The 17528-nt window shown below is 64.3% G+C and carries 17 protein-coding genes; 8 read left to right on the top strand and 9 right to left on the bottom strand.

All coding sequences use genetic code 11. The features are described 5' to 3' along the window. Positions 1–24 precede the first annotated feature (24 nt). The 3 genes from cobF to BLS26_RS30675 all read left to right on the top strand — a co-directional run bounded on the left by cobF (position 25) and on the right by BLS26_RS30675 (position 4655). Entirely contained in the window at positions 25–792 is a 768-nt protein-coding gene (gene cobF / locus BLS26_RS30685) for a precorrin-6A synthase (deacetylating) (RefSeq protein ID WP_092516224.1), read from the top strand. A 102-nt stretch (positions 793–894) separates the two neighbouring features. Beyond that, positions 895–1938 carry an ABC transporter substrate-binding protein gene (locus BLS26_RS30680; protein ID WP_092516223.1) on the top strand — a complete coding sequence of 348 codons (1044 nt, stop codon included), beginning with the start codon at positions 895–897 and terminating at the stop codon, positions 1936–1938. Next, positions 1935–4655 carry a hybrid sensor histidine kinase/response regulator gene (locus tag BLS26_RS30675; protein ID WP_092516222.1) on the top strand — a complete coding sequence of 907 codons (2721 nt, stop codon included), beginning with the start codon at positions 1935–1937 and terminating at the stop codon, positions 4653–4655. Before BLS26_RS30680 ends, BLS26_RS30675 begins: the two co-directional genes overlap by 4 nt. A gap of 1 nt (position 4656) precedes the next feature. Here the strand turns inward: BLS26_RS30675 and BLS26_RS30670 are convergent, their stop codons facing one another. Beyond that, positions 4657–5841 carry a lipid-transfer protein gene (locus tag BLS26_RS30670; protein WP_092516221.1) on the bottom strand — a complete coding sequence of 395 codons (1185 nt, stop codon included), beginning with the start codon at positions 5839–5841 and terminating at the stop codon, positions 4657–4659. An 83-nt stretch (positions 5842–5924) separates the two neighbouring features. Next, positions 5925–6578 (bottom strand): winged helix-turn-helix domain-containing protein, encoded by a 654-nt coding sequence (locus BLS26_RS30665; protein WP_092518791.1) that lies wholly within the window; start codon positions 6576–6578, stop codon positions 5925–5927. A gap of 232 nt (positions 6579–6810) precedes the next feature. Between BLS26_RS30665 and BLS26_RS36075 the strand changes: the two genes are divergently transcribed. Next, the gene (locus BLS26_RS36075; protein WP_157676628.1) at positions 6811–7278 is read left to right on the top strand and encodes a hypothetical protein; all 468 of its coding nucleotides are present in this window, start codon (positions 6811–6813) and stop codon (positions 7276–7278) included. On the opposite strand, the gene BLS26_RS30660 is transcribed toward BLS26_RS36075, so the two are convergent. The 5 genes from BLS26_RS30660 to BLS26_RS30640 form a co-directional block, all read right to left on the bottom strand. After that, the gene (locus tag BLS26_RS30660; protein ID WP_092516220.1) at positions 7265–8101 is read right to left on the bottom strand and encodes an SDR family NAD(P)-dependent oxidoreductase; all 837 of its coding nucleotides are present in this window, start codon (positions 8099–8101) and stop codon (positions 7265–7267) included. The genes BLS26_RS36075 and BLS26_RS30660 overlap by 14 nt on opposite strands. A gap of 64 nt (positions 8102–8165) precedes the next feature. Beyond that, entirely contained in the window at positions 8166–9026 is an 861-nt protein-coding gene (locus BLS26_RS30655) for an alpha/beta fold hydrolase (RefSeq protein ID WP_092516219.1), read from the bottom strand. Between the two features lie 13 nt (positions 9027–9039). Then, positions 9040–10089, bottom strand: a complete 1050-nt coding sequence (locus BLS26_RS30650) for a hydroxyacid dehydrogenase (protein ID WP_092516218.1) — start codon at positions 10087–10089, stop codon at positions 9040–9042. 26 nt (positions 10090–10115) lie between these two features. Then, positions 10116–11012, bottom strand: a complete 897-nt coding sequence (locus BLS26_RS30645) for an amidohydrolase (protein ID WP_244541734.1) — start codon at positions 11010–11012, stop codon at positions 10116–10118. Positions 11013–11016: 4 nt separating this feature from the next. Beyond that, a complete protein-coding gene (locus tag BLS26_RS30640) occupies positions 11017–11985 on the bottom strand; it encodes a tripartite tricarboxylate transporter substrate binding protein (protein WP_092516217.1) in 969 nt (322 codons plus the stop codon). Positions 11986–12159: 174 nt separating this feature from the next. On the opposite strand from BLS26_RS30640, the gene BLS26_RS30635 reads away from it, so the two are divergent. The 3 genes from BLS26_RS30635 to BLS26_RS30625 all read left to right on the top strand — a co-directional run bounded on the left by BLS26_RS30635 (position 12160) and on the right by BLS26_RS30625 (position 13814). Beyond that, positions 12160–12717, top strand: coding sequence for a thiamine pyrophosphate-binding protein (locus tag BLS26_RS30635; protein ID WP_092516216.1), 558 nt, complete (start codon positions 12160–12162; stop codon positions 12715–12717). Between the two features lie 8 nt (positions 12718–12725). Then, on the top strand, positions 12726–13340 hold the full coding sequence (locus BLS26_RS30630) for a thiamine pyrophosphate-dependent enzyme (protein ID WP_092516215.1): 615 nt from the start codon (positions 12726–12728) through the stop codon (positions 13338–13340). A gap of 111 nt (positions 13341–13451) precedes the next feature. Beyond that, a complete protein-coding gene (locus tag BLS26_RS30625; RefSeq protein ID WP_092516214.1) occupies positions 13452–13814 on the top strand; it encodes a VanZ family protein in 363 nt (120 codons plus the stop codon). 97 nt (positions 13815–13911) lie between these two features. Here the strand turns inward: BLS26_RS30625 and BLS26_RS30620 are convergent, their stop codons facing one another. Together BLS26_RS30620 and BLS26_RS30615 are read right to left on the bottom strand one after the other, a co-directional pair. Further along, positions 13912–14301: a DUF1236 domain-containing protein gene (locus BLS26_RS30620; RefSeq protein WP_092518789.1), complete on the bottom strand. Its 390-nt coding sequence runs from the start codon at positions 14299–14301 to the stop codon at positions 13912–13914. Between the two features lie 170 nt (positions 14302–14471). Further along, positions 14472–16601, bottom strand: coding sequence for an acetate--CoA ligase family protein (locus BLS26_RS30615; protein WP_092516213.1), 2130 nt, complete (start codon positions 16599–16601; stop codon positions 14472–14474). Positions 16602–16818: 217 nt separating this feature from the next. Here BLS26_RS30615 and BLS26_RS30610 point away from each other — a divergent pair, with 217 nt between their 5' ends. Further along, the gene (locus BLS26_RS30610; RefSeq protein ID WP_172804824.1) at positions 16819–17514 is read left to right on the top strand and encodes a GntR family transcriptional regulator; all 696 of its coding nucleotides are present in this window, start codon (positions 16819–16821) and stop codon (positions 17512–17514) included. The last annotated feature ends 14 nt before the right edge of the window (positions 17515–17528 follow it).

Raw genomic sequence — 17528 nt, 5'->3', positions numbered from 1 at the left:
GCCGCGTTTTTGTTTAGGAGCCAGATGATCGAACTTCTTCTCGTGGGCATCGGCACCGGCAATCCCGAGCACCTGACGCTGCAAGCGATCCGGGCGCTCAACTCCGCCGATCTGATCCTGATCCCGCGCAAGGGCGCTGATAAGGCCGACCTCGCCGAACTCCGCCGTTCGATCTGCGCTGACGTGGTGACGAATCCCGCCACGAAAATCGTCGAATTCGACCTGCCCCGCCGCGACCAGAGCAACCCCGATTATCGCGGCGGTGTCGATGACTGGCACGACGCCATCGCCGATGTCTGGTCCAACACCATCACGTCCGAACTTCCAGGCAGCGGATCGGTGGCGCTGTTGGTCTGGGGCGATCCTACGCTCTACGACAGCACGCTGCGGATCGCTTCGCGCCTGAACCCCATGCCGCGCGTACGCGTGATCCCGGGCATCACCTCGATCCAGGCGCTGACCGCATCGCATGCGATTCCACTGAATGAAATCGGCGCGCCCTTTCTCGTCACCACCGGCAGACGGCTGCGTGAGGCCGGCTGGCCAACGGGAGCAGATACGCTGGTGGTGATGCTCGACGGCGACTGTGCCTTCCAGCACCTCGATCCCGCCGGCGTGACGATCTGGTGGGGGGCCTATGTCGGCATGCCCCAGCAGATCACGCTTGCCGGTCCGCTCGGGGAAACAGGTCCGCTGATCCTGAAGGCCCGCACCGAGGCGCGCGAGGCCAACGGCTGGATCATGGACGTCTATCTGCTCAGGCGCAAAGGCGCCGATAGGGAACAGCGATAGGGTTGCGAACGGCCGTTCACGTCGGAAAAATTTCTCGGAAATTGTGAATGCCGCGCTTTCGCGGTAAGCAATTTGGCAGGGAACCGTACAGCCAGACGTGAGATGACCGAACACTCCGCCATTACGCCCGTTCCGACGGCCATCGGGCGCCGCGACTTCATTCGCCTCGCCGGCAGCACCGCCGCCGGTTGGCTCGCGCTTGGCGCAACGGCGGAGCGGATGCGTGTCGTCGGCCTGCTCATTGGACTGCCGTTGAGCGATCCACTGGCCAGCAAACAGTCCCCGGACAGCGCGAAGTCCCGCTTTCCGGCGCTGATCAAGGACCTGTACGACCGAGGCTGGGTCGAAGGCGTCAATATCCGGTTCGAGCCTCGTTCGAGCTACGGCGGCCCGGCGAATCAGCAAGCCGCCGTCAAGGAGTTGCTCGAGCTCAATCCGGACGTGGTCCTGACCTCGTCGACGGTCGAAACCGCCTTGATGGCGGCCGCCACCAAGACGATTCCGATCGTGTTTACGACCGCCAGCGATCCGATCGGTAACGGTTTCGTCCAGAGCCTTGCCCGGCCGGGCGGCAACATCACCGGCTTCACCAACAGCGACCCCGAGATGGGTGGCAAATGGCTCCAGTTGCTCAGGGAAATCGACCCCAGGATCGAACGCATCGGCGCCGTCTTTAATCCCCAGACGACATCGCGCGGCGGCAGGTATTTCCTCGACTCGATCGAAAGCGAGGCAGCTTCGACCGGCATCAAGGTCGAGCCCCTGCCGCTACGCGATCCGTCCCAATTCGACCAGGCCGTTCGCAGCTATTCGGGCAGCCCCGCCGGCGGATTGATTGGATTGGTCGACAGCTTCCTCGTCATCAACAGAAATGCCCTTGTCGCGGCGACGACGAAATACCGCGTGCCGATGATCTATCCGTTTCGCTACTTCATCGACGTGGGTGGGCTGATTGCCTACGGCCCCGCGCTTGAAGTGCGAGGCGGCGATTATGTCGACCTGATCCTGCGCGGCACCAAGCCCGGCGACCTGCCCGTGCAATCGCCGCGCAAATATGAGCTGCTGATTAATCGCAAAAGCGCGGACGAGCTTGGACTGAAAATATCGCCGGCGTTGCTGGCGCGCGCCGACGAGATTCGTGAGTGACCGGCGCGGCTGACTCCGCCGATCGGAGTGCGCCGCGCAACCGGCTGTTTCGCAAATATCTCTATTCGTTCGTAGCGCTTGCCTTCGCAACGCTTGCCGTCAACAGCGCGCTCGATGCGTGGTTTTCCTTCGGCGAACAGAAGCTGCTGCTCGCCGCGATTCAGCGTGAACAGGCAGCTTCCGCCGCGACCCAGATCAGCCAGTTCATCAGCCAGATCGAGGTCGAACTCAACTGGCTGTCCCGCCTGCCCGCCGACCCGCAGGCGCGTGACGAACAGCGCCTCAACGCGATCCGCCTGCTGCGGCTGTCGCCGCCTATCTCCGAGGTGACGCAGCTCGACGCCAACGGACGCGAGCAATTGCGCATCTCGCGGCGTGTCGCCGATATCATCGGCAGCAACAGGGATCTGTCGGACACGCCGGCATTTCGCGGCGCGAAAACCGGAGAAGTCTACTACGGACCGGTCTACTTTTTCGGCGAGACCGAACCGTTCATGACCATCGCCGTGCGCGGCGATGGCGCAAATGCCGGCGTCACCGTCGCCGAGGTCAATTTGCGATTCATCTGGGACGTCGTTGCCAGGATCAAGGTCGGCAACACCGGCAAGGCGTTCGTCGTCGACCGTCAAGGCCGGTTGATCGCGCACCCGGACCTGTGGCCGGTGCTGCGCAAGACCGATCTTTCGACGCGTCCCGCGGTGCGGGCCGGCCTCTCGGGCGCAGCGCCCCCAGACACCGGCGACGTCAGCGACGACCTCTCCGGCCAGCGCGTGCTGTCGAGCTACGTCATGGTCCCGAGGCTTGGCTGGCTTGTGTTCGTCGAGTTGCCGCTGAACGAAGCCTATGTACCAATCTACGTCTCGATCGGCCGTTCGGCGCTGCTGCTGCTCGCGCTGCTGGCCTGCTCCGTACTGGCGGCCTTCCTGCTCAGCCGGCGGATGACCGTGCCGATCCGGCTCCTGACACAGGGCGCTGCGCGGATCGGCAGCGGCGATCTCGAACAGCGGCTCGCGATCAACACCGGCGACGAGCTGGAAGCGCTCGGCGAACAGTTCAACCAGATGGCGGCGCATTTGCGCGAATCCTACGCCACGCTCGAACGCAAGGTCATCGAGCGAACCGCCGAGCTCGAAAAGGCCCGCGATCACGCGCTCGCAGCCCACGCCGCGGCCGAGCGCGCGCGCAACGCCGCCGAACAGGCCAATGAAACCAAGTCGCGCTTTCTGGCCGTCGTCAGCCATGAACTGCGTACGCCGCTGAACGGCGTGATGGGCGTGTTGCAACTGCTCGATGACGGCCGCCTCAACGAGGCGCAGCGCAGCTACCTTGCAACTGCCGCCGCATCCGGCGACACGCTGATCGGGCTGATCGACACCATCCTGGAATATGCCCGCCTGGAAGCCAGCGCCGAGGTGCTGGAAAGCCGCGATTTCCGCCTCGACCGGTTGATCGAAACCGCAACCGATCTGCTGCGTCCGCAGGCGCTGGCCAAGGGGCTGGCATTCGACCTGTCATGCGATGCCTCCGCCAGAATGCAGGTGCATGGCGATCCGGTGCGGCTCAACCGCGTGCTGCTCAACGTGATCGGCAACGCCGTCAAGTTCACCTCGGACGGCAGGATCGAGCTGCGCGCCACGATCGCGCGACAACAATCCGGCTATCAGCTCCGGCTCACCGTCGAGGATACCGGCATCGGCATCGCCCCCGAAATGCACGAACGGATCTTCGAGGATTTCGTGCAGGCCGACGACAGCGTGGCGCGACGGTTTGGCGGAACCGGCCTGGGGCTGGCGATCGCGCGGCGGCTCGCGCGCTTGATGGGCGGCGATCTCACGGTCGAGAGCACGCCCGGATCCGGCAGTGCGTTCCATCTCGTGATGCCGCTGAGACCTGCCGAGGACCGCCCAAGCGCCGCAGGCGTAGCGGAATATTCGGTTTCCCGGCCGCTGCGGGTGCTGCTGGTCGATGACGATCCGGTCAATTGCGAGGTCGGCCAAGCCATGCTGCGCCGGCTTGGTCATCAAGCTGTCGTCGCGCGGAACGGAACTTCGGCCATCGAACAGGCCAGCCGCGAAGCGTTCGACGTCATTCTGATGGATTTGCACATGCCCGACATGGATGGCGTCGAAGCGACGGAACGAATCCGAAAACTTCCCTTGCCGCGGTTTCCGCGCATCATTGCATTGACCGCTGATGTCTCGGAGCGCAGCCGGGAGCGCTTCGCGCAAGCCGGCATCCACACCATCATCGGCAAGCCGATCCTGCTGAAGACCCTGCGCGACGCCCTCGCCCACGACGCAGCAAGCGAAAGCCCGCCCGACCTGACGATCATCGCGCGGCCGGCGACGCTCGGGCTTGTCGACGAGGCGTTCCTCGACGACCAGAAGGAATTGCTTGGCGCCCCGCAGATCGCGAAACTACTGCGATTGCTGCAGAAGACGTCGGCGGACCTCGCCGGCGAGATCATCAAAGCGGCCGCCCTGGCCGATCGCGCGCGGCTGTCGCGGGCCGCGCATCAGCTCGGCAGCGCCGCCAGCGCACTCGGCCTCGTCCGTCTGATGCAACGCTGCAGCGAGATAGAGCTCACCGCCGTCACGATGTCCCCGGATCAATGCCGGGCCGCCGGCGACGAATTGACCGCGCTTCAACAACGGTCGCTGGTCGCCTTGAGCAACCTGCTCGGCGCCGACGTGCAGCCCTCGACTTCCCTCAGCTAATCTACGCGCGCTCGTAAAGCGTCACGACGCAGGCGCCGCCAAGACCGAGATTGTGCTGCAGCGCCACTTTCGCGCCCTCGACCTGGGTGGCCGCCGCCGAACCCCGCAACTGGCGCGTCAGTTCATAGCATTGCGCAAGACCGGTGGCGCCGAGCGGATGCCCTTTCGACAACAGACCACCGGACGGATTGGTCACGATCCTGCCGCCATAGGTGTTGTCGCCATCGTCGATGAAACGCTCCGCTCCGCCATCCCCGCACAGGCCGAGGGCTTCATAGGTGATCAGTTCGTTTTGCGCGAAACAGTCATGCAACTCGACCACATCGACATCGTCAGGACCGATGCCGGCGGCTTCATAGACGCTGTTGGCGGCCGCGCGCGCCATGTCGAAACCGACGACCTGCATCATGTCGCCGGCGCCGAAGGTCGACGGAGTGTCGGTCGTCATGGCCTGCGCCGCGATCCGCACGTCCTTGCGCAAGCCGTGCCGGCTGGCGAATTGCTCCGAGACCAGAACGGCCGCAGCCCCCCCGCAGGTCGGCGCACAGGCCATCAGCCGCGTCATCACGCCGGGCCAGATCACCTGGTCGTTCATGACGTCGTCGGCGGTGACCTCCTTGCGGAACAGCGCCAGCGGATTGTTTTTGGCGTGGCGGCTGGCCTTGGCGCGAACCTTGGCAAACGACGTCAGCGGCGTGCCGTATTTCTTCATGTGGCTGAGACCGGCGCCGCCGAAATAGCGCAGCGCCAGCGGCACACCGGGGGCGTCGACGAGTTGGCCGGCGGCCGCATCGAAATCCTCGAAGGCGCTGGGGCGGTCGGTGAAGACGGCGCCGAGCGCGCCTGGCTTCATCTGCTCGAAGCCAAGCGCCAGAACGCAATCGAGCGCGCCCGACGCGATCGCCTGCCGCGCCAGGAACAGCGCCGTCGACCCGGTCGAACAGTTGTTGTTGACGTTGATGATGGGAACGCCGGTCATGCCGACCGGATAGAGCGCCCGTTGGCCGCAGGTCGAGTCGCCATAGACATATCCGACATAGGCCTGCTGGATCTGGTCGTAAGCGAGACCGGCGTCGTCCAACGCCAGTCTGGTCGCCCCCGCGCCCATCACGTGATACGGCGCGTTGGCGCCCGGCTTGACGAACGGGATCATGCCGACGCCAGCGACATACACGGAAGATGTCATACCGCTCTCCATTGATGACCGGACCGACTCTACATCATCGGGAGCGGCTGTCTCCAGCCTCATTCGACGCGGCGGCGCGGCCGTCAGCTTCCGTCGTCGAGCGCAATCCGGTAGCCAACCCCCGTCACCGTCGTGATGACCGGCCGGCCGCTCCGGCTGACGAGCTTGCGGCGCAATCGCGCCACCAGCGCATCGACGGTGCGCAGGTCGACGTCGGACTGCCGGTTGCTGATCACTTCGATCAGATAGCTGCGGCTGAGCGCCTCGCCCTGCGCGTCCACCAGCGCGGCCAGCAGATCGAACTCGGCGCGCGTCAACTGGATTTGCGTATCGTCGAGATCAGTCAGTTCGCGGCGAACCAGATCGATGGTCCAGTCGCGGAAGCGTAGCGGGGAGCCCGCGCGGGGCGCCGGCCGCTCGATCGCGCGCCGTCGCAGCAGCGAACGGGCCCGCGCCAGCAGGTCGCGGAGATCGATCGGCTTGGTCACATAGTGATCGCCCGCGAGCTCAAGTCCGCGAATTCGGTCGGCATCCGCGTCCCGCCGCGTCACGAAGATGATGCCGACCTGGCTGGCCGCGCGAATTTCCTGCGCCAGTTCGATGCCATCGCCATCCGGAAGTTGAATGTCGAGAAACAGCAGATCCGGATCGACGCGCGGCAAGAGCTTCCGGCATCCCGCGCAGTCCCCGGCAACCGTGACGTCGAATTCATGTTCGGCAAAATAGCCGGCGATCATCTCGCTGGTGACCGGATCGTCTTCCAGCACGATCAGTCGCTGGCGGCGTTGCGGCTCGCTATGCGGCACGGGACGCCACGGAGCTGGTTTCGAATCCGGCCGGTACCGCGACCGAAATCGCCCGGCCTCCGCCAAATTCCACAATGATCAATTGAAGCCCCTGCCCTAACCCGATCCGGGGCAGAAACGGCCGCCGGACGGCGCCAATTAAGCACCCGGCGGATTGAAAATCATGTGGTTTATTTCACACTACGTGACGGAAATTATTGAGTTCCAATTCAACCGCTGCCCGCCAGCGGCAGGGCGCAAAGCGAATCTATCGCAGAAGGTGAAGCGTTCGATTTTACTACTCGGCTTTCGCCTGCGGCAATCGAATGAATGCGCTTACGCGCCGACTGACGGCAGGCTGGCTGCCGCGATGGCGACGATCTGGGACAGCCGACGTCCGATCCGGGACGGTGCGCCGCGCAGCAATGAACGAATCTGTTGCATCTCACATCTTCCATCTGCGCCGGTGGAACAATCGTTCCAGCAATGGCGCACCATCGAAAATGGTCTTGCGCGGCAAACTAGTCGAGATGTCTGCGAAAATAGCAATGCGCGCACCGTCCGGACGCCCGCCGGCAGTGGATTTATTGCCCCGATCGAGCCGGCGGCGGGGGAAATCTTCTCCCCGGTTTCCGCCCTTATAATCCGGTGATGCCGCTATCGACTGCCAGCGTCTGCGCGTTGACGTAAACGCTGTCGTCGGACATGAAAAACAGCACGGCGTAGGCGATCTCCCAGCCGGTCGCCATCCGCCCAAACGGTGCTCCCGATGCGCTGCGCGACGGCCGGCCGGCGCTGGTGTAACGGCCGAGCGGCGTATCGACCAGGCCCGGGCAAACGATATTCGCCCGGATGCCACGCCGCGCCCCTTCCTTGGCGACGTTGCGCATCAGGCCGCCAAGCGCTGCCTTCGACGTGTCATAGGCAATCAGCCGCGAGCCGGAGCGAAGGCCAGCGATCGACGAGATGAACACGATCGATGCGCCGGGATCGAGGTGCCGCAGCGCCTTGCGGCAGCAGAGCATCGGCCCGGTGAGATTGACCGCAAACGTGTCATTCCATTCCCCGAGATCGACGCCGTCGAGGCCGAGCGCGCCGATGCCGATGCCGACATTGAGCACCATGCCGTCGAGCCCGCCGAGGCCGTTCATCGCCTCTTCGATCATCCGGTTCACATCGTCCTCGCGGGCGATGTTGGCCTCGATGGAAAAGGCGCGGCCGCCCTCACTTGTGATACGCCCGACGGTGTCGTCGGCGCTGGCGCGGTTCATGTCGGCCACCGCGACATGAGCCCCTTCCCTGGCAAACACCAGCGACATCGCCCGGCCGTTTCCAACCGGATCGGTTTCGGCATCGAAGGTGCGCTGCCCGCCGCCGACCACCAGAATGCGACGGCCCTGAAGCCGCCCGCGGCCCGGTGCTTCACCTCTGGATTCCGCGCTGAGCTCGCGGACGTAACGGATCTTGTCTGACATTTTTTCGTCTCGTGTCGGTTGTGCGCGTGATGCCGCGGGGCTCTGCAGCCGGGTTCTTATATCGTCAAACCGGCACGCCGAGAAACCGCCGCAGCGCCGTCAGCACCTCATCGAGCCGGTCGTGATGCAGCCAGTGCCCGGCACCCGTAATCTTCAGCATCTCGGCATGCTTGAAATGCGCCAGCAGGCCTGCGGCCTCCGGATCGGCCAGAAAACTCTCGCTGCCCCACATCAGCAGCGTCGGGCAAGCGATGCGCGACCACAGGCCGATATAGTCGTCCGGCGACAACCGATACGGCGCCCTCGCCCGCTGATAGTGATCGAACTTCCAGCGGTAGAAACCATCAGCATGCTGCCGGACGCCGTGGCGCGCCAGATGCAGCGCCTGCTCCTGCGTCAGCCGCTTGTTGCGCCCCGAAAGGCGTAGCGCCGCTTCCTCGATCGTCTTGAAAGCCCTGGCTTCGTGCTGCGCGATCCGATCGAGCTGCTTGATCCAGCGCGACATCCGTTCGTCGATCGGCATCGGATTCGCAAATGACAGGAAGGTGCCGTCAAGCACGGCCAGGCGCGACACCCGCTCGGGGAAGGTTCCGGCATAGGCTTGGGCGACCATCCCGCCCATCGAATGACCGATGATGGCGGCGTCCTTCAGCCCCGCGACGGCAATCAGACGCGTGAGGTCGACGACGTTGTCGATCAGTGTGTAGCTGCTTCCCTTGGCCCATTCGGAATCGCCGTGCCCGCGCAGATCCGGCGCCACGATGTGGAAGTGCGGCTGCAGTGCCCGCGCGATCGCATCCCAGTTGCGGCAATGATCGAGCCCGCCATGGATCAGAACCAGCGGCGGCGCGGCCGCGTTGCCCCAATCGGCATAATGCAGCCGCAGTCCCTGCGACTCGTAAAAGCGGGCTTCCGGCTCAGTCATTCCGATCACGATCCTACTTCGGCGCGAACCCGAAGGTCCGCTCGAAACGCCTGGCGTAGGCCGGCCATACTTCGGGATTGATAACGCGCGGCGGGCGCTTGCCGTCGAGCGCGTCGAGAATTTGCTCGGCGGCAATCCGGCCCATGTTCTCGCGCGCTTCCTTGGTAACGCCAGCCGTATGCGGGCTCGCCAGCACGTTGTCGAACTGCAGCAGCGGGTGCTCCGGCGGCGGCGGCTCCTTGTCCCAGACGTCGAGGCCGGCGCCGGCGATGCGTTTGTCGCGCAACGCATCGTACAGCGCCCTCTCGTCGTGAATGAAGCCACGCGCGGTGGTGATGAAGAACGAATGCGGCTGCATCAGCGCGAACTGGCGCGCGCCGATCATGCCGTTATTGTCCTTGTTCAGGGGGCACGAGATCGAGACGAAATCCGAGCGGCGCATCAGGTCGTCGAGTTCGACCTTCTCCGCACCCCGCGCGGCGATTTCCTCAGCACTCAGGAACGGGTCGTAGGCGATCACATTCATGTGCAGGAGGCCCTTGCACAACTCGGCGATACGGCGGCCGACATTGCCGATCCCGACGATGCCGATGGTCTTGCCTTTGGCTTCGTTGCCCATCAGCGCGTTGCGATTGACATTGGCGTCGCGGCGCAGCGCGCGGTCGGCCTCGAGAATGCGCTTGGACAACGTCAGCAGCATGCCGAGCGCATGCTCGGCGACCGAATTGGCGTTGCCGCCGGACTGATTGACGACCAGCACGCCCGCCGCCGTGCAGGCGTCGACGTCGACGGGGTCGAAGCCGGCGCCGTTGGAAGACACAATCAAAAGATTGGGCGCCCGCTGCAGCAGATCCCGATGGACATGAAAATGCGGCGCCAGCTCATCGCGCGCCGCGCCGATCTGATAGGCATGCGCCGCCGCCAGGATTGGCGCCGAGACCGCGTCCGAGCTCTCGTTCTCGAGCCGGTCCAGCCGGACGTCGGGACGGGCCTTGATGATTTCCTCGTAGACCGGGTGGGCGAGATATTTGACGTAGAACACGCGCTTGTTGTTGACGGTCATTGTTCTTGGCTACCTTCTGGCCACTATCAATTCGGGAACCCGTAGAGCTTTGCGGGATTGGCGACGAGGATGCGCTGCTGCGTCGCTCTATCAGGCGTCCACATCTGAAACAATTCGAGCAGGTGCCCGGCATCGGGCATTTCGCCCTCGACGCGCGGATGCGGCCAGTCGCCGCCCCACACCAGCCGCTCCGGATTGGCCCGCACCAGCGCCTCGTGAAACGGCCGCGCGTCGGGATAGTCAGGCGCGTTCTGGCTGAGCCGGTGCGCGCCCGACAATTTGGCCCAGCACCAGCCGTCGCCGACCGCGGAAAGCAGGCTCTGAAAACCTTCCGTTGCGGTGCCGGCGCGTGCATCGGTCCGGCCCATGTGGTCGATCACGACCGGCAGCCGCAGCGCCTTCAGCAGCGGAATCGCCTGCGGCAGGTCCTTGACGTCGATCCAGAGCTGCAGGTGCCAGCCGAGTTCGGCCATGACCGGCGCGAGCGTCTCGGCCACCGACAGCGGTACGCCGCCGCGATAATGCAATTGGCCGTCGCGAAAGAAATGATTGAAGCGCAGGCCGCGAACGCCGAGCCTGTTCCATGCGCGCAATTCATCGGCGGAGATGTCCGCATCCGCGACCGCAACACCGCGCAAGCGGTCAGGTTGACGCGCGAGCGCATCGAGCATCGCCGAATTGTCGCGGCCATGGGCGCTGCCCTGCACCAGCACGCCGCGCGCGAAGCCGATCGCATCGAGCATCGCGAGATACGTTTCCAGCGGCGCATCCGGCGGCGTATAGCTGCGGTCATCGGCATAGGGAAAGCGATCCGCCGGGCCGAACACGTGGGCGTGGGTATCGCAGGCGCCAGGCGGCAGCGGCGTGCGCGGACGGCTGACGTCGCGCGGTGGCAGGCAAGCGGGAATCATCGGAAGCACCACCGCGTCATTCCGCCTTCATTCCGGCGGCCTTGATGATCGGCCCCCATTTGTCGTAGTCGGCATGAATCCGGGCGTCGAATTGCTGCGGCGTGCTGCCGATCGGCACGGCGCCGAGGTTGCCGAGACGCTCTTTCACCGCATCGGTATTCAGGGCGGCGACGAAATCATGCGAAAGTTTTGCCAGCACGTCCGCCGGCATGCCGCCGGGGCCGAGCAGCCCCCACCACACCTCGGTATCGTAACCCGGCACGGTTTCCGACATGCTGGGCACATCGGGCAGGAACGGCGCCCGTGACGCCGTGGTGACCGCAAGCGCGCGAACCGTACCGGCCTGCAACTGGCCGACCGATTCCGGGCCGTTGTTGAACGTCATTGGAATTTGACCGCCGAGGAGATCGTTGATGGCGGGCGCGCCGCCCTTGTAGGGGATGCCGTTGAGATCGATCCTGGCGAGACTCTTCAGCAGTTCACCCGCCATATGGGTCGACGTGCCGCTGCCGGCATGGGCAAAGGACAGGCTGCCCGGCTTCGCCCGCGCCGCCGCAATGACGTCGGCGACCGTCTTGAACGGAGAATCCGCCCGCACCAGCAGGATATTGGGCGACGACGCCAGCAGCGAGACCGGCGTGAAATCCTTGAACGTGTCGTAGGGTATTTTCGGATACAGGAACGGGTTGGTGGCGTGCCCGCTCGCCACCATGATCAGCGTGTAGCCGTCAGGCGCTGATGTCGCGACCGCCTGCGAGGCAATCACGCCACCGGCGCCCGGACGATTTTCGACCAAGACCGACTGGCCCCATTGTTTCGAGACCACCTCGCCGAGCGTGCGTGTCAGGACGTCGACGCCCCCGCCGGCGGCATAGGGCACGAAGATATGAACGGGCTTCGACGGAAACGCCGGCTCGGCCACTGCTCCGGCTGCCATCGTGGCCAGCACAACCGCCAATACAGCCGTCCAGAACCGTCCGGCCATGGCCTCCTCCCGATATCTTGGTCTTGTTATCTCACATCGTCGCATGCCGATGGCAGCGCTGCGAGGCGCAGACCAGCATATGATCGGGACATGTTGACAATCCCATCGATCGCGTCAAGTTGCGGCGCATCGACGGCGCAAACGAAAGATCGTCGCGGGCAAAGGGAGACCGAGATGGCGGTTGCCGAGGCACACACAACGCCGCAGAGCGCGCAGGAGAAAACCTGGCACGGCATCGTGCTGGAGGCGCTCAAGCGCAATGACATCCGGCTGGTGCCCTACGTTCCGGATCGCGTGCTGACCACGCTGATCAAGAACGTTCACGCCGATCCGTTTTTCACCACCTTTCCCACCGCCCGCGAGGAAGAAGCGGTCGGCATCGTTTCCGGCGCCTGGATGGCCGGCATGCGCGGCGCGGTGCTGATGCAGACCTCCGGCTTTGCAACGCTCGCCAATATCCTGGCGTCGCTCGCGATCCCCTACCAGATCCCGCTGATCATGTTCGTGTCCGAACGTGGCACGCTCGGCGAATTCAACTACGGCCAGTCGCTGGTGTGCCGCACCATGCGCCCGGTGCTGGATTCGCTGGCGATGGAGCATCACACCTGCACCCGCCTGGATGAATTCGAGTTCATCGTCGACCGCTCGATCAAGCAGGCCCTCACCACGCAGGCGCCGGTGGCGCTGATCCTCTCGCCGCTGCTGACCGGCGGCAAGACCTTCGACAAGTGAGCGATCTCATGAACACCGCCGCCAACAATCCCGCCCGCAACACCAAGATCATGAACCGATTCGACGTCACGTCGCGGCTGGTTGCAAAGCTGAAGAACGAGGAGGCCGTGATCGGCGGCATCGGCAACACCAATTTCGACCTCTGGGCCGCCGGCCACCGGCCGCAGAACTTCTACATGCTGGGCAGCATGGGGCTGGCGTTTCCGATCGCGCTCGGCGTGGCGCTGGCGCAGCCGAAGCGCCGCGTGTTCGCGCTCGAAGGCGATGGTTCGCTGCTGATGCAGCTCGGTTCGCTGTCGACGATCGCAACATTGGCGCCGAAGAACCTGACCATGGTGGTGATGGACAACGGCGTCTACCAGATCACCGGCGCCCAGCCGACGCCGGCGGCCGCCGTCGCCGACCTCGTCGCCATCGCGGTCGCGAGCGGTTTGACCAACAGCGCCTGGGCCGCGGATGAGGAAGATTTCGAGCGTCTGATCGAGCAATCGATGACATCGGCGGCCCCATCGCTGATCGGCGTACGCATCGACGACAAGCCCGGAACCGGAACCACCCGCCGCGATCCCGTGCAGATCCGCGAGCGCTTCATGCACGGGATGGGCGTGCGGGAACTACTCTGAGCCAAGCGCTCTAAGCCTGGACATTAACCACAGGCGTCGCGCCTTAACCAAAGCGCATGACGGCTTTGCATCTGCGTAAAATCCGATCGCAAGGCATGCTATGCCGTCGCGATGACGATCATCCTTCGCCTCTTTGCCTGGTCTCTTGCGGCCGCCGTCGCCTTCGCGACACTCGGGCCACCCGGATACCGGCCGCATTCCGACCTCGGACAGGACGGCGAGCATGCACTGGCCTTCGTGCTGCTGGGCGTAGCCTTCGGCCTCGCTTACACGCGGAACCGGTGGCTGACGGCTGTCCTTGCGGTCGGCCTAACCGGTGTGCTCGAACTGCTGCAGCTCTGGATGCCCGGACGGCATGCCCGTCTCGAAGACTTTATCGTCGATGCGTTGGCGGCCTGCGTCGGGCTTGCGGTGGCCGCAGCGCTGGACTGGATCTTTCGTCGGACCCGGCAAACCGGCACCAGCCCATCCTGACGCAAAAATCCCCGCGGGAGGAATGTCCCGCGGGGATCGATGTTCAGCGAATGTTCGTTAGTCGGTGATCCCGATCATCAGTCGGTGATCCCGATTATCAGTCGATAATCTTGATGACCTTGCGCGTGCGCGGCTCCACGATCACGCGGCGATCGTTGACGACGGCATAGCGATATTCGGTATGGCTCGGCACCGGCCGCAACTCGACGGCCTCCGGCAGCGGCTCACCGACGACGACGCGCTCGCGCACCGTTACCGACGGCGCGCGTTCGGCTGTTACCGACGTGATCACCGCATTCGGAATTTCCAGGCCCAGGCCGACTGCCGCGCCTACGGTGCCGCCGACGACCTCACCGACCGGACCAGCTACTGAGCCGCCGGCCGCAGCGCCATTGGCTGCCCCCTGCTGCGTGGTGGATTGCGCGAAGGCCGCGCCCGAGGTCAGCAACGAAGCGGCTACAAGCGAAACAGCGAGACGTTTGTTCATCATGTCCTCCGGTGGTTTGACCATGCGTCATAACCAGCGGCGACATCAGATGTTCCGGTTCCTGCTGCCGCTTATGTCGTCACGGCAGCGGTTCCAACGCGGTTCCGGTTCCAAACAAAAATGCCGCCGGAACACCGGCGGCATTTGGGTAGAGATACTTGTCTGGATTGTCAGAGCAGGCCCGCGCCGCGCGCCCACTTGTATTTGGCGCCGAGCACCTCGACCGGCAATTCGGTCGAGTAAGCATAGGACGGGATGCCGTTCTGGTAGAGATATTCGGCGGCCTCCTCGACCTCGACGTCGCCGGCGAGCGAGGCCACGATCGGCTTCACAAAGCCCTTGGCCTCCATCTCCTTCTTCACCTCGACCATGTTGCGCGCGAACACCATCGGCGGCGTCACGATGGTGTGCCAGTAGCCGAGGATCAGCGCATGGATGCGCTCATCCGACAGGCCGAGCTTGACGGTGTTGACATAGGTGATCGGCGGTTCACCGCCGGTGATGTCGACCGGGTTGCCGGCCGCGCCGAACGGCGGGATGAATTTACGGAACGCGGCGTCGAGATCCGGCGGCATCGCCATCAGCGACAGGCCGTTGTCGACCACCGAGTCCGACAGCAACACGCCGGAACCGCCCGCACCCGTGATGATCAGGATGTTCTCGCCCTTCGGCGTCGGCAAAACCGGAACGCCGCGCGCGAATTCGAGCAGTTGCCGAAGCGAGCGGGCGCGGATCACGCCGGACTGCTTGAGCACGTCTTCATAGATCTTGTCGTTGCCGGCGAGCGCGCCCGTATGCGACGCCGCGGCCTTCGCACCCGCCGAGGTGCGGCCGGCCTTGAGCACGATCACCGGCTTCTTCTTGGAGACCCGCTTGGCGGCTTCGGCAAACGCGCGGCCGTCCTTGAGATCCTCGCAGTGCTGGGCGATCAGGTTGGTGTTGGGGTCCTGCTCGAAGAAGGCGAGCAGATCGTCCTCGTCGATGTCGGACTTGTTGCCGAGACCGACGATCGCGGAGACGCCCATCTTGGCCGAGCGCGAGAAGCCGATGATCGCCATGCCGATGCCGCCGGACTGCGACGACAGCGCCGCCGAACCCTTGACGTCGTACGCCGTACAGAACGTGGCGCAGAGGTTGGCCGGCGTATAGTAGAAGCCATAGATGTTCGGGCCCATCAGGCGGACATTGTACTTCTTTCCGATCTCGACGATCTCGGCCTGCAGCTCGGGCGCACCGGCTTCGGCAAAGCCCGACGGAATCAGCACCGCACCTGGAATTTTCTTCTCGCCGCATTCGATCAAGGCGCCGGCGACGAACTTTGCCGGGATCGCGAACACCGCGGTGTCGATCACGCCGGGCACGTCCTTGACGCTCTTGTAGGCCTTGTAGCCCAGGATATCCGCGGCCTTGGGGTGGATCGGGTAGATCTCGCCTTTATAGCCGCCGTTGATCAGGTTCTTCATCACGGAGTTGCCGATCTTGCCGTCCTCGGCGGAGGCGCCGATCACGGCAACACCCTTCGGCTGCATGATGCGGTTCATCGCGGCGACGATTTCTTCGGTCGGGCGCGGTGCCGGGCGCGGCTTGTAGTCGAAATCGACGACGATGCGCACGTCGGCGGCAATCGCGTCCTTCTTGGTGGCGAATACCGGGTTGAGGTCGAGTTCGACGATTTCCGGGAAGTCGCTGACCAGCGTCGAGACCTTGACGATGACGTCGGCCAGCGCGTCGCGGTTGACGGCATCGCCGCCGCGCACGCCCTTCAGCATGTCATGGGCCTGGATGCCGTCCAGCATCGACAGCGCGTCGGCCTTGGTCGCGGGCGCCAGGCGGAAGGTGATGTCCTTCAACACCTCGACCAGCACGCCGCCGAGGCCGAACGCCACCAGCTTGCCGAACGAGCCGTCGGTAATGGAGCCGACGATGACTTCAGTGCCGCCGGCCAGCATCTGCTGGACCTGGATGCCCTCGATCTTGGCATCGGCCTTGTACTTCTTGGCGTTCGCCAGAATGGTGTCGTAGCTCTTTTCCGCCTCAGTCGCGGACTTGACGCCGATGATCACGCCGCCGGCCTCGGTCTTGTGCAGGATATCCGGCGAGACGATCTTCATCACCACCGGGAAGCCCATGTCGCCAGCCAGCTTGGCGGCCTCGGCGGCGGACTTGGCCACCCCCTCCTTCGGAACCGGAATTCCGTAGGCGTCGCAGACCAGTTTGCCCTCGGGCGCCGTCAGGCTGGTGCGCTTGTCCGCTTTGACCGCATCGAGAACCTTGCGGACGGCATCTTTGGGATTCGGCATTGGTTTCCTCCGGGGGGCGCTGTTTTATGGCATTTGGTATGCCAGCGGCGCGATTGTCAAGCCGCATGATCTTGTGGAAACGCTGAAAACACGGGCAACTTGACATTCTGGTATTTGGTATGCCAAAAATTAAGCGGTAATCTTCTGCTACAAGACGTCTCCCAGTGGATGGAGACGAATCGTGCCCGTACGCAAACAACCCAAGGCGTCGCCTGTTATGCCCGAGGCAGATATCTCGATCGTTCGGATCGCGCCGGAGACCAGCTTCAAGAACAAGGCCTATGAGGCCTTGAAGGAAGCTATTCTCAAGATGGACATCTATGCGACGCCCGAGCAGGTGATGCTCGATGAGCGCGCTCTGTCCGAGCGCCTCGGCGTCAGCCGCACCCCCATTCGCGAAGCCATCGCGATGCTGGAGCAGGACGGATTCGTCAAAACCGTGCCACGCCGCGGCATCGTGGTGGTCCGCCGCACCAAGAACGAGATCGTCGACATGATCCGCGCCTGGGCAGCCCTTGAGAGCATGGCCGCGCGCCTGATCACGACCACCGCGCGCAAGAAGGACATCACGGCGCTGCGCGACTTCTTCAAGGATTTCGGCAAGGACCGCCTGCCGCAGGATCACGTCGAGGAATATTCCAGGGCCAATATCGCATTCCATCAGGCGCTGATCTCGCTGTCGGAATCGCCCGTGCTGGTCGACATGACCAACGACATCCTGCTGCACGTGCGCGGCTACCGGCAATTGACCATCGGGCGGACGGAGCGCACCGCGGTTTCCCTGCCCGAGCACCTCGGCATTATCGATGCGCTGGAAGCGCGCGATACCGAACTCGCCGAGAAGCGCGCACGCGACCACACGCTGGGCCTTGCCGCCTATGTCGAGGCGCACGGGCAAGAACTGTTCACTTAAGAGAAGCAACTCGA

The sequence above is a fragment of the Afipia sp. GAS231 genome, assembly GCF_900103365.1.
Taxonomy (GTDB): domain Bacteria; phylum Pseudomonadota; class Alphaproteobacteria; order Rhizobiales; family Xanthobacteraceae; genus Bradyrhizobium.
The sequence above is the reverse complement of the archived record's forward strand: the minus strand, read 5'-3'. Positions and strand labels throughout refer to the sequence as shown.

Excerpts from the sequence above, each read along its gene's own strand:
- cobF (WP_092516224.1), top strand. The coding sequence starts at position 25 with ATGATCGAACTTCTTCTCGTGGGCATCGGCACCGGCAATCCCGAGCAC.
- BLS26_RS30680 (WP_092516223.1), top strand. The coding sequence starts at position 895 with ATGACCGAACACTCCGCCATTACGCCCGTTCCGACGGCCATCGGGCGC.
- BLS26_RS30670 (WP_092516221.1), bottom strand. The coding sequence starts at position 5,841 with ATGACATCTTCCGTGTATGTCGCTGGCGTCGGCATGATCCCGTTCGTC.
- BLS26_RS30665 (WP_092518791.1), bottom strand. The coding sequence starts at position 6,578 with ATGATCGCCGGCTATTTTGCCGAACATGAATTCGACGTCACGGTTGCC.
- BLS26_RS36075 (WP_157676628.1), top strand. The coding sequence starts at position 6,811 with ATGTGGTTTATTTCACACTACGTGACGGAAATTATTGAGTTCCAATTC.
- BLS26_RS30660 (WP_092516220.1), bottom strand. The coding sequence starts at position 8,101 with ATGTCAGACAAGATCCGTTACGTCCGCGAGCTCAGCGCGGAATCCAGA.
- BLS26_RS30655 (WP_092516219.1), bottom strand. The coding sequence starts at position 9,026 with ATGACTGAGCCGGAAGCCCGCTTTTACGAGTCGCAGGGACTGCGGCTG.
- BLS26_RS30650 (WP_092516218.1), bottom strand. The coding sequence starts at position 10,089 with ATGACCGTCAACAACAAGCGCGTGTTCTACGTCAAATATCTCGCCCAC.
- BLS26_RS30640 (WP_092516217.1), bottom strand. The coding sequence starts at position 11,985 with ATGGCCGGACGGTTCTGGACGGCTGTATTGGCGGTTGTGCTGGCCACG.
- BLS26_RS30635 (WP_092516216.1), top strand. The coding sequence starts at position 12,160 with ATGGCGGTTGCCGAGGCACACACAACGCCGCAGAGCGCGCAGGAGAAA.
- BLS26_RS30630 (WP_092516215.1), top strand. The coding sequence starts at position 12,726 with ATGAACACCGCCGCCAACAATCCCGCCCGCAACACCAAGATCATGAAC.
- BLS26_RS30625 (WP_092516214.1), top strand. The coding sequence starts at position 13,452 with ATGACGATCATCCTTCGCCTCTTTGCCTGGTCTCTTGCGGCCGCCGTC.
- BLS26_RS30620 (WP_092518789.1), bottom strand. The coding sequence starts at position 14,301 with ATGAACAAACGTCTCGCTGTTTCGCTTGTAGCCGCTTCGTTGCTGACC.
- BLS26_RS30615 (WP_092516213.1), bottom strand. The coding sequence starts at position 16,601 with ATGCCGAATCCCAAAGATGCCGTCCGCAAGGTTCTCGATGCGGTCAAA.
- BLS26_RS30610 (WP_172804824.1), top strand. The coding sequence starts at position 16,819 with ATGCCCGAGGCAGATATCTCGATCGTTCGGATCGCGCCGGAGACCAGC.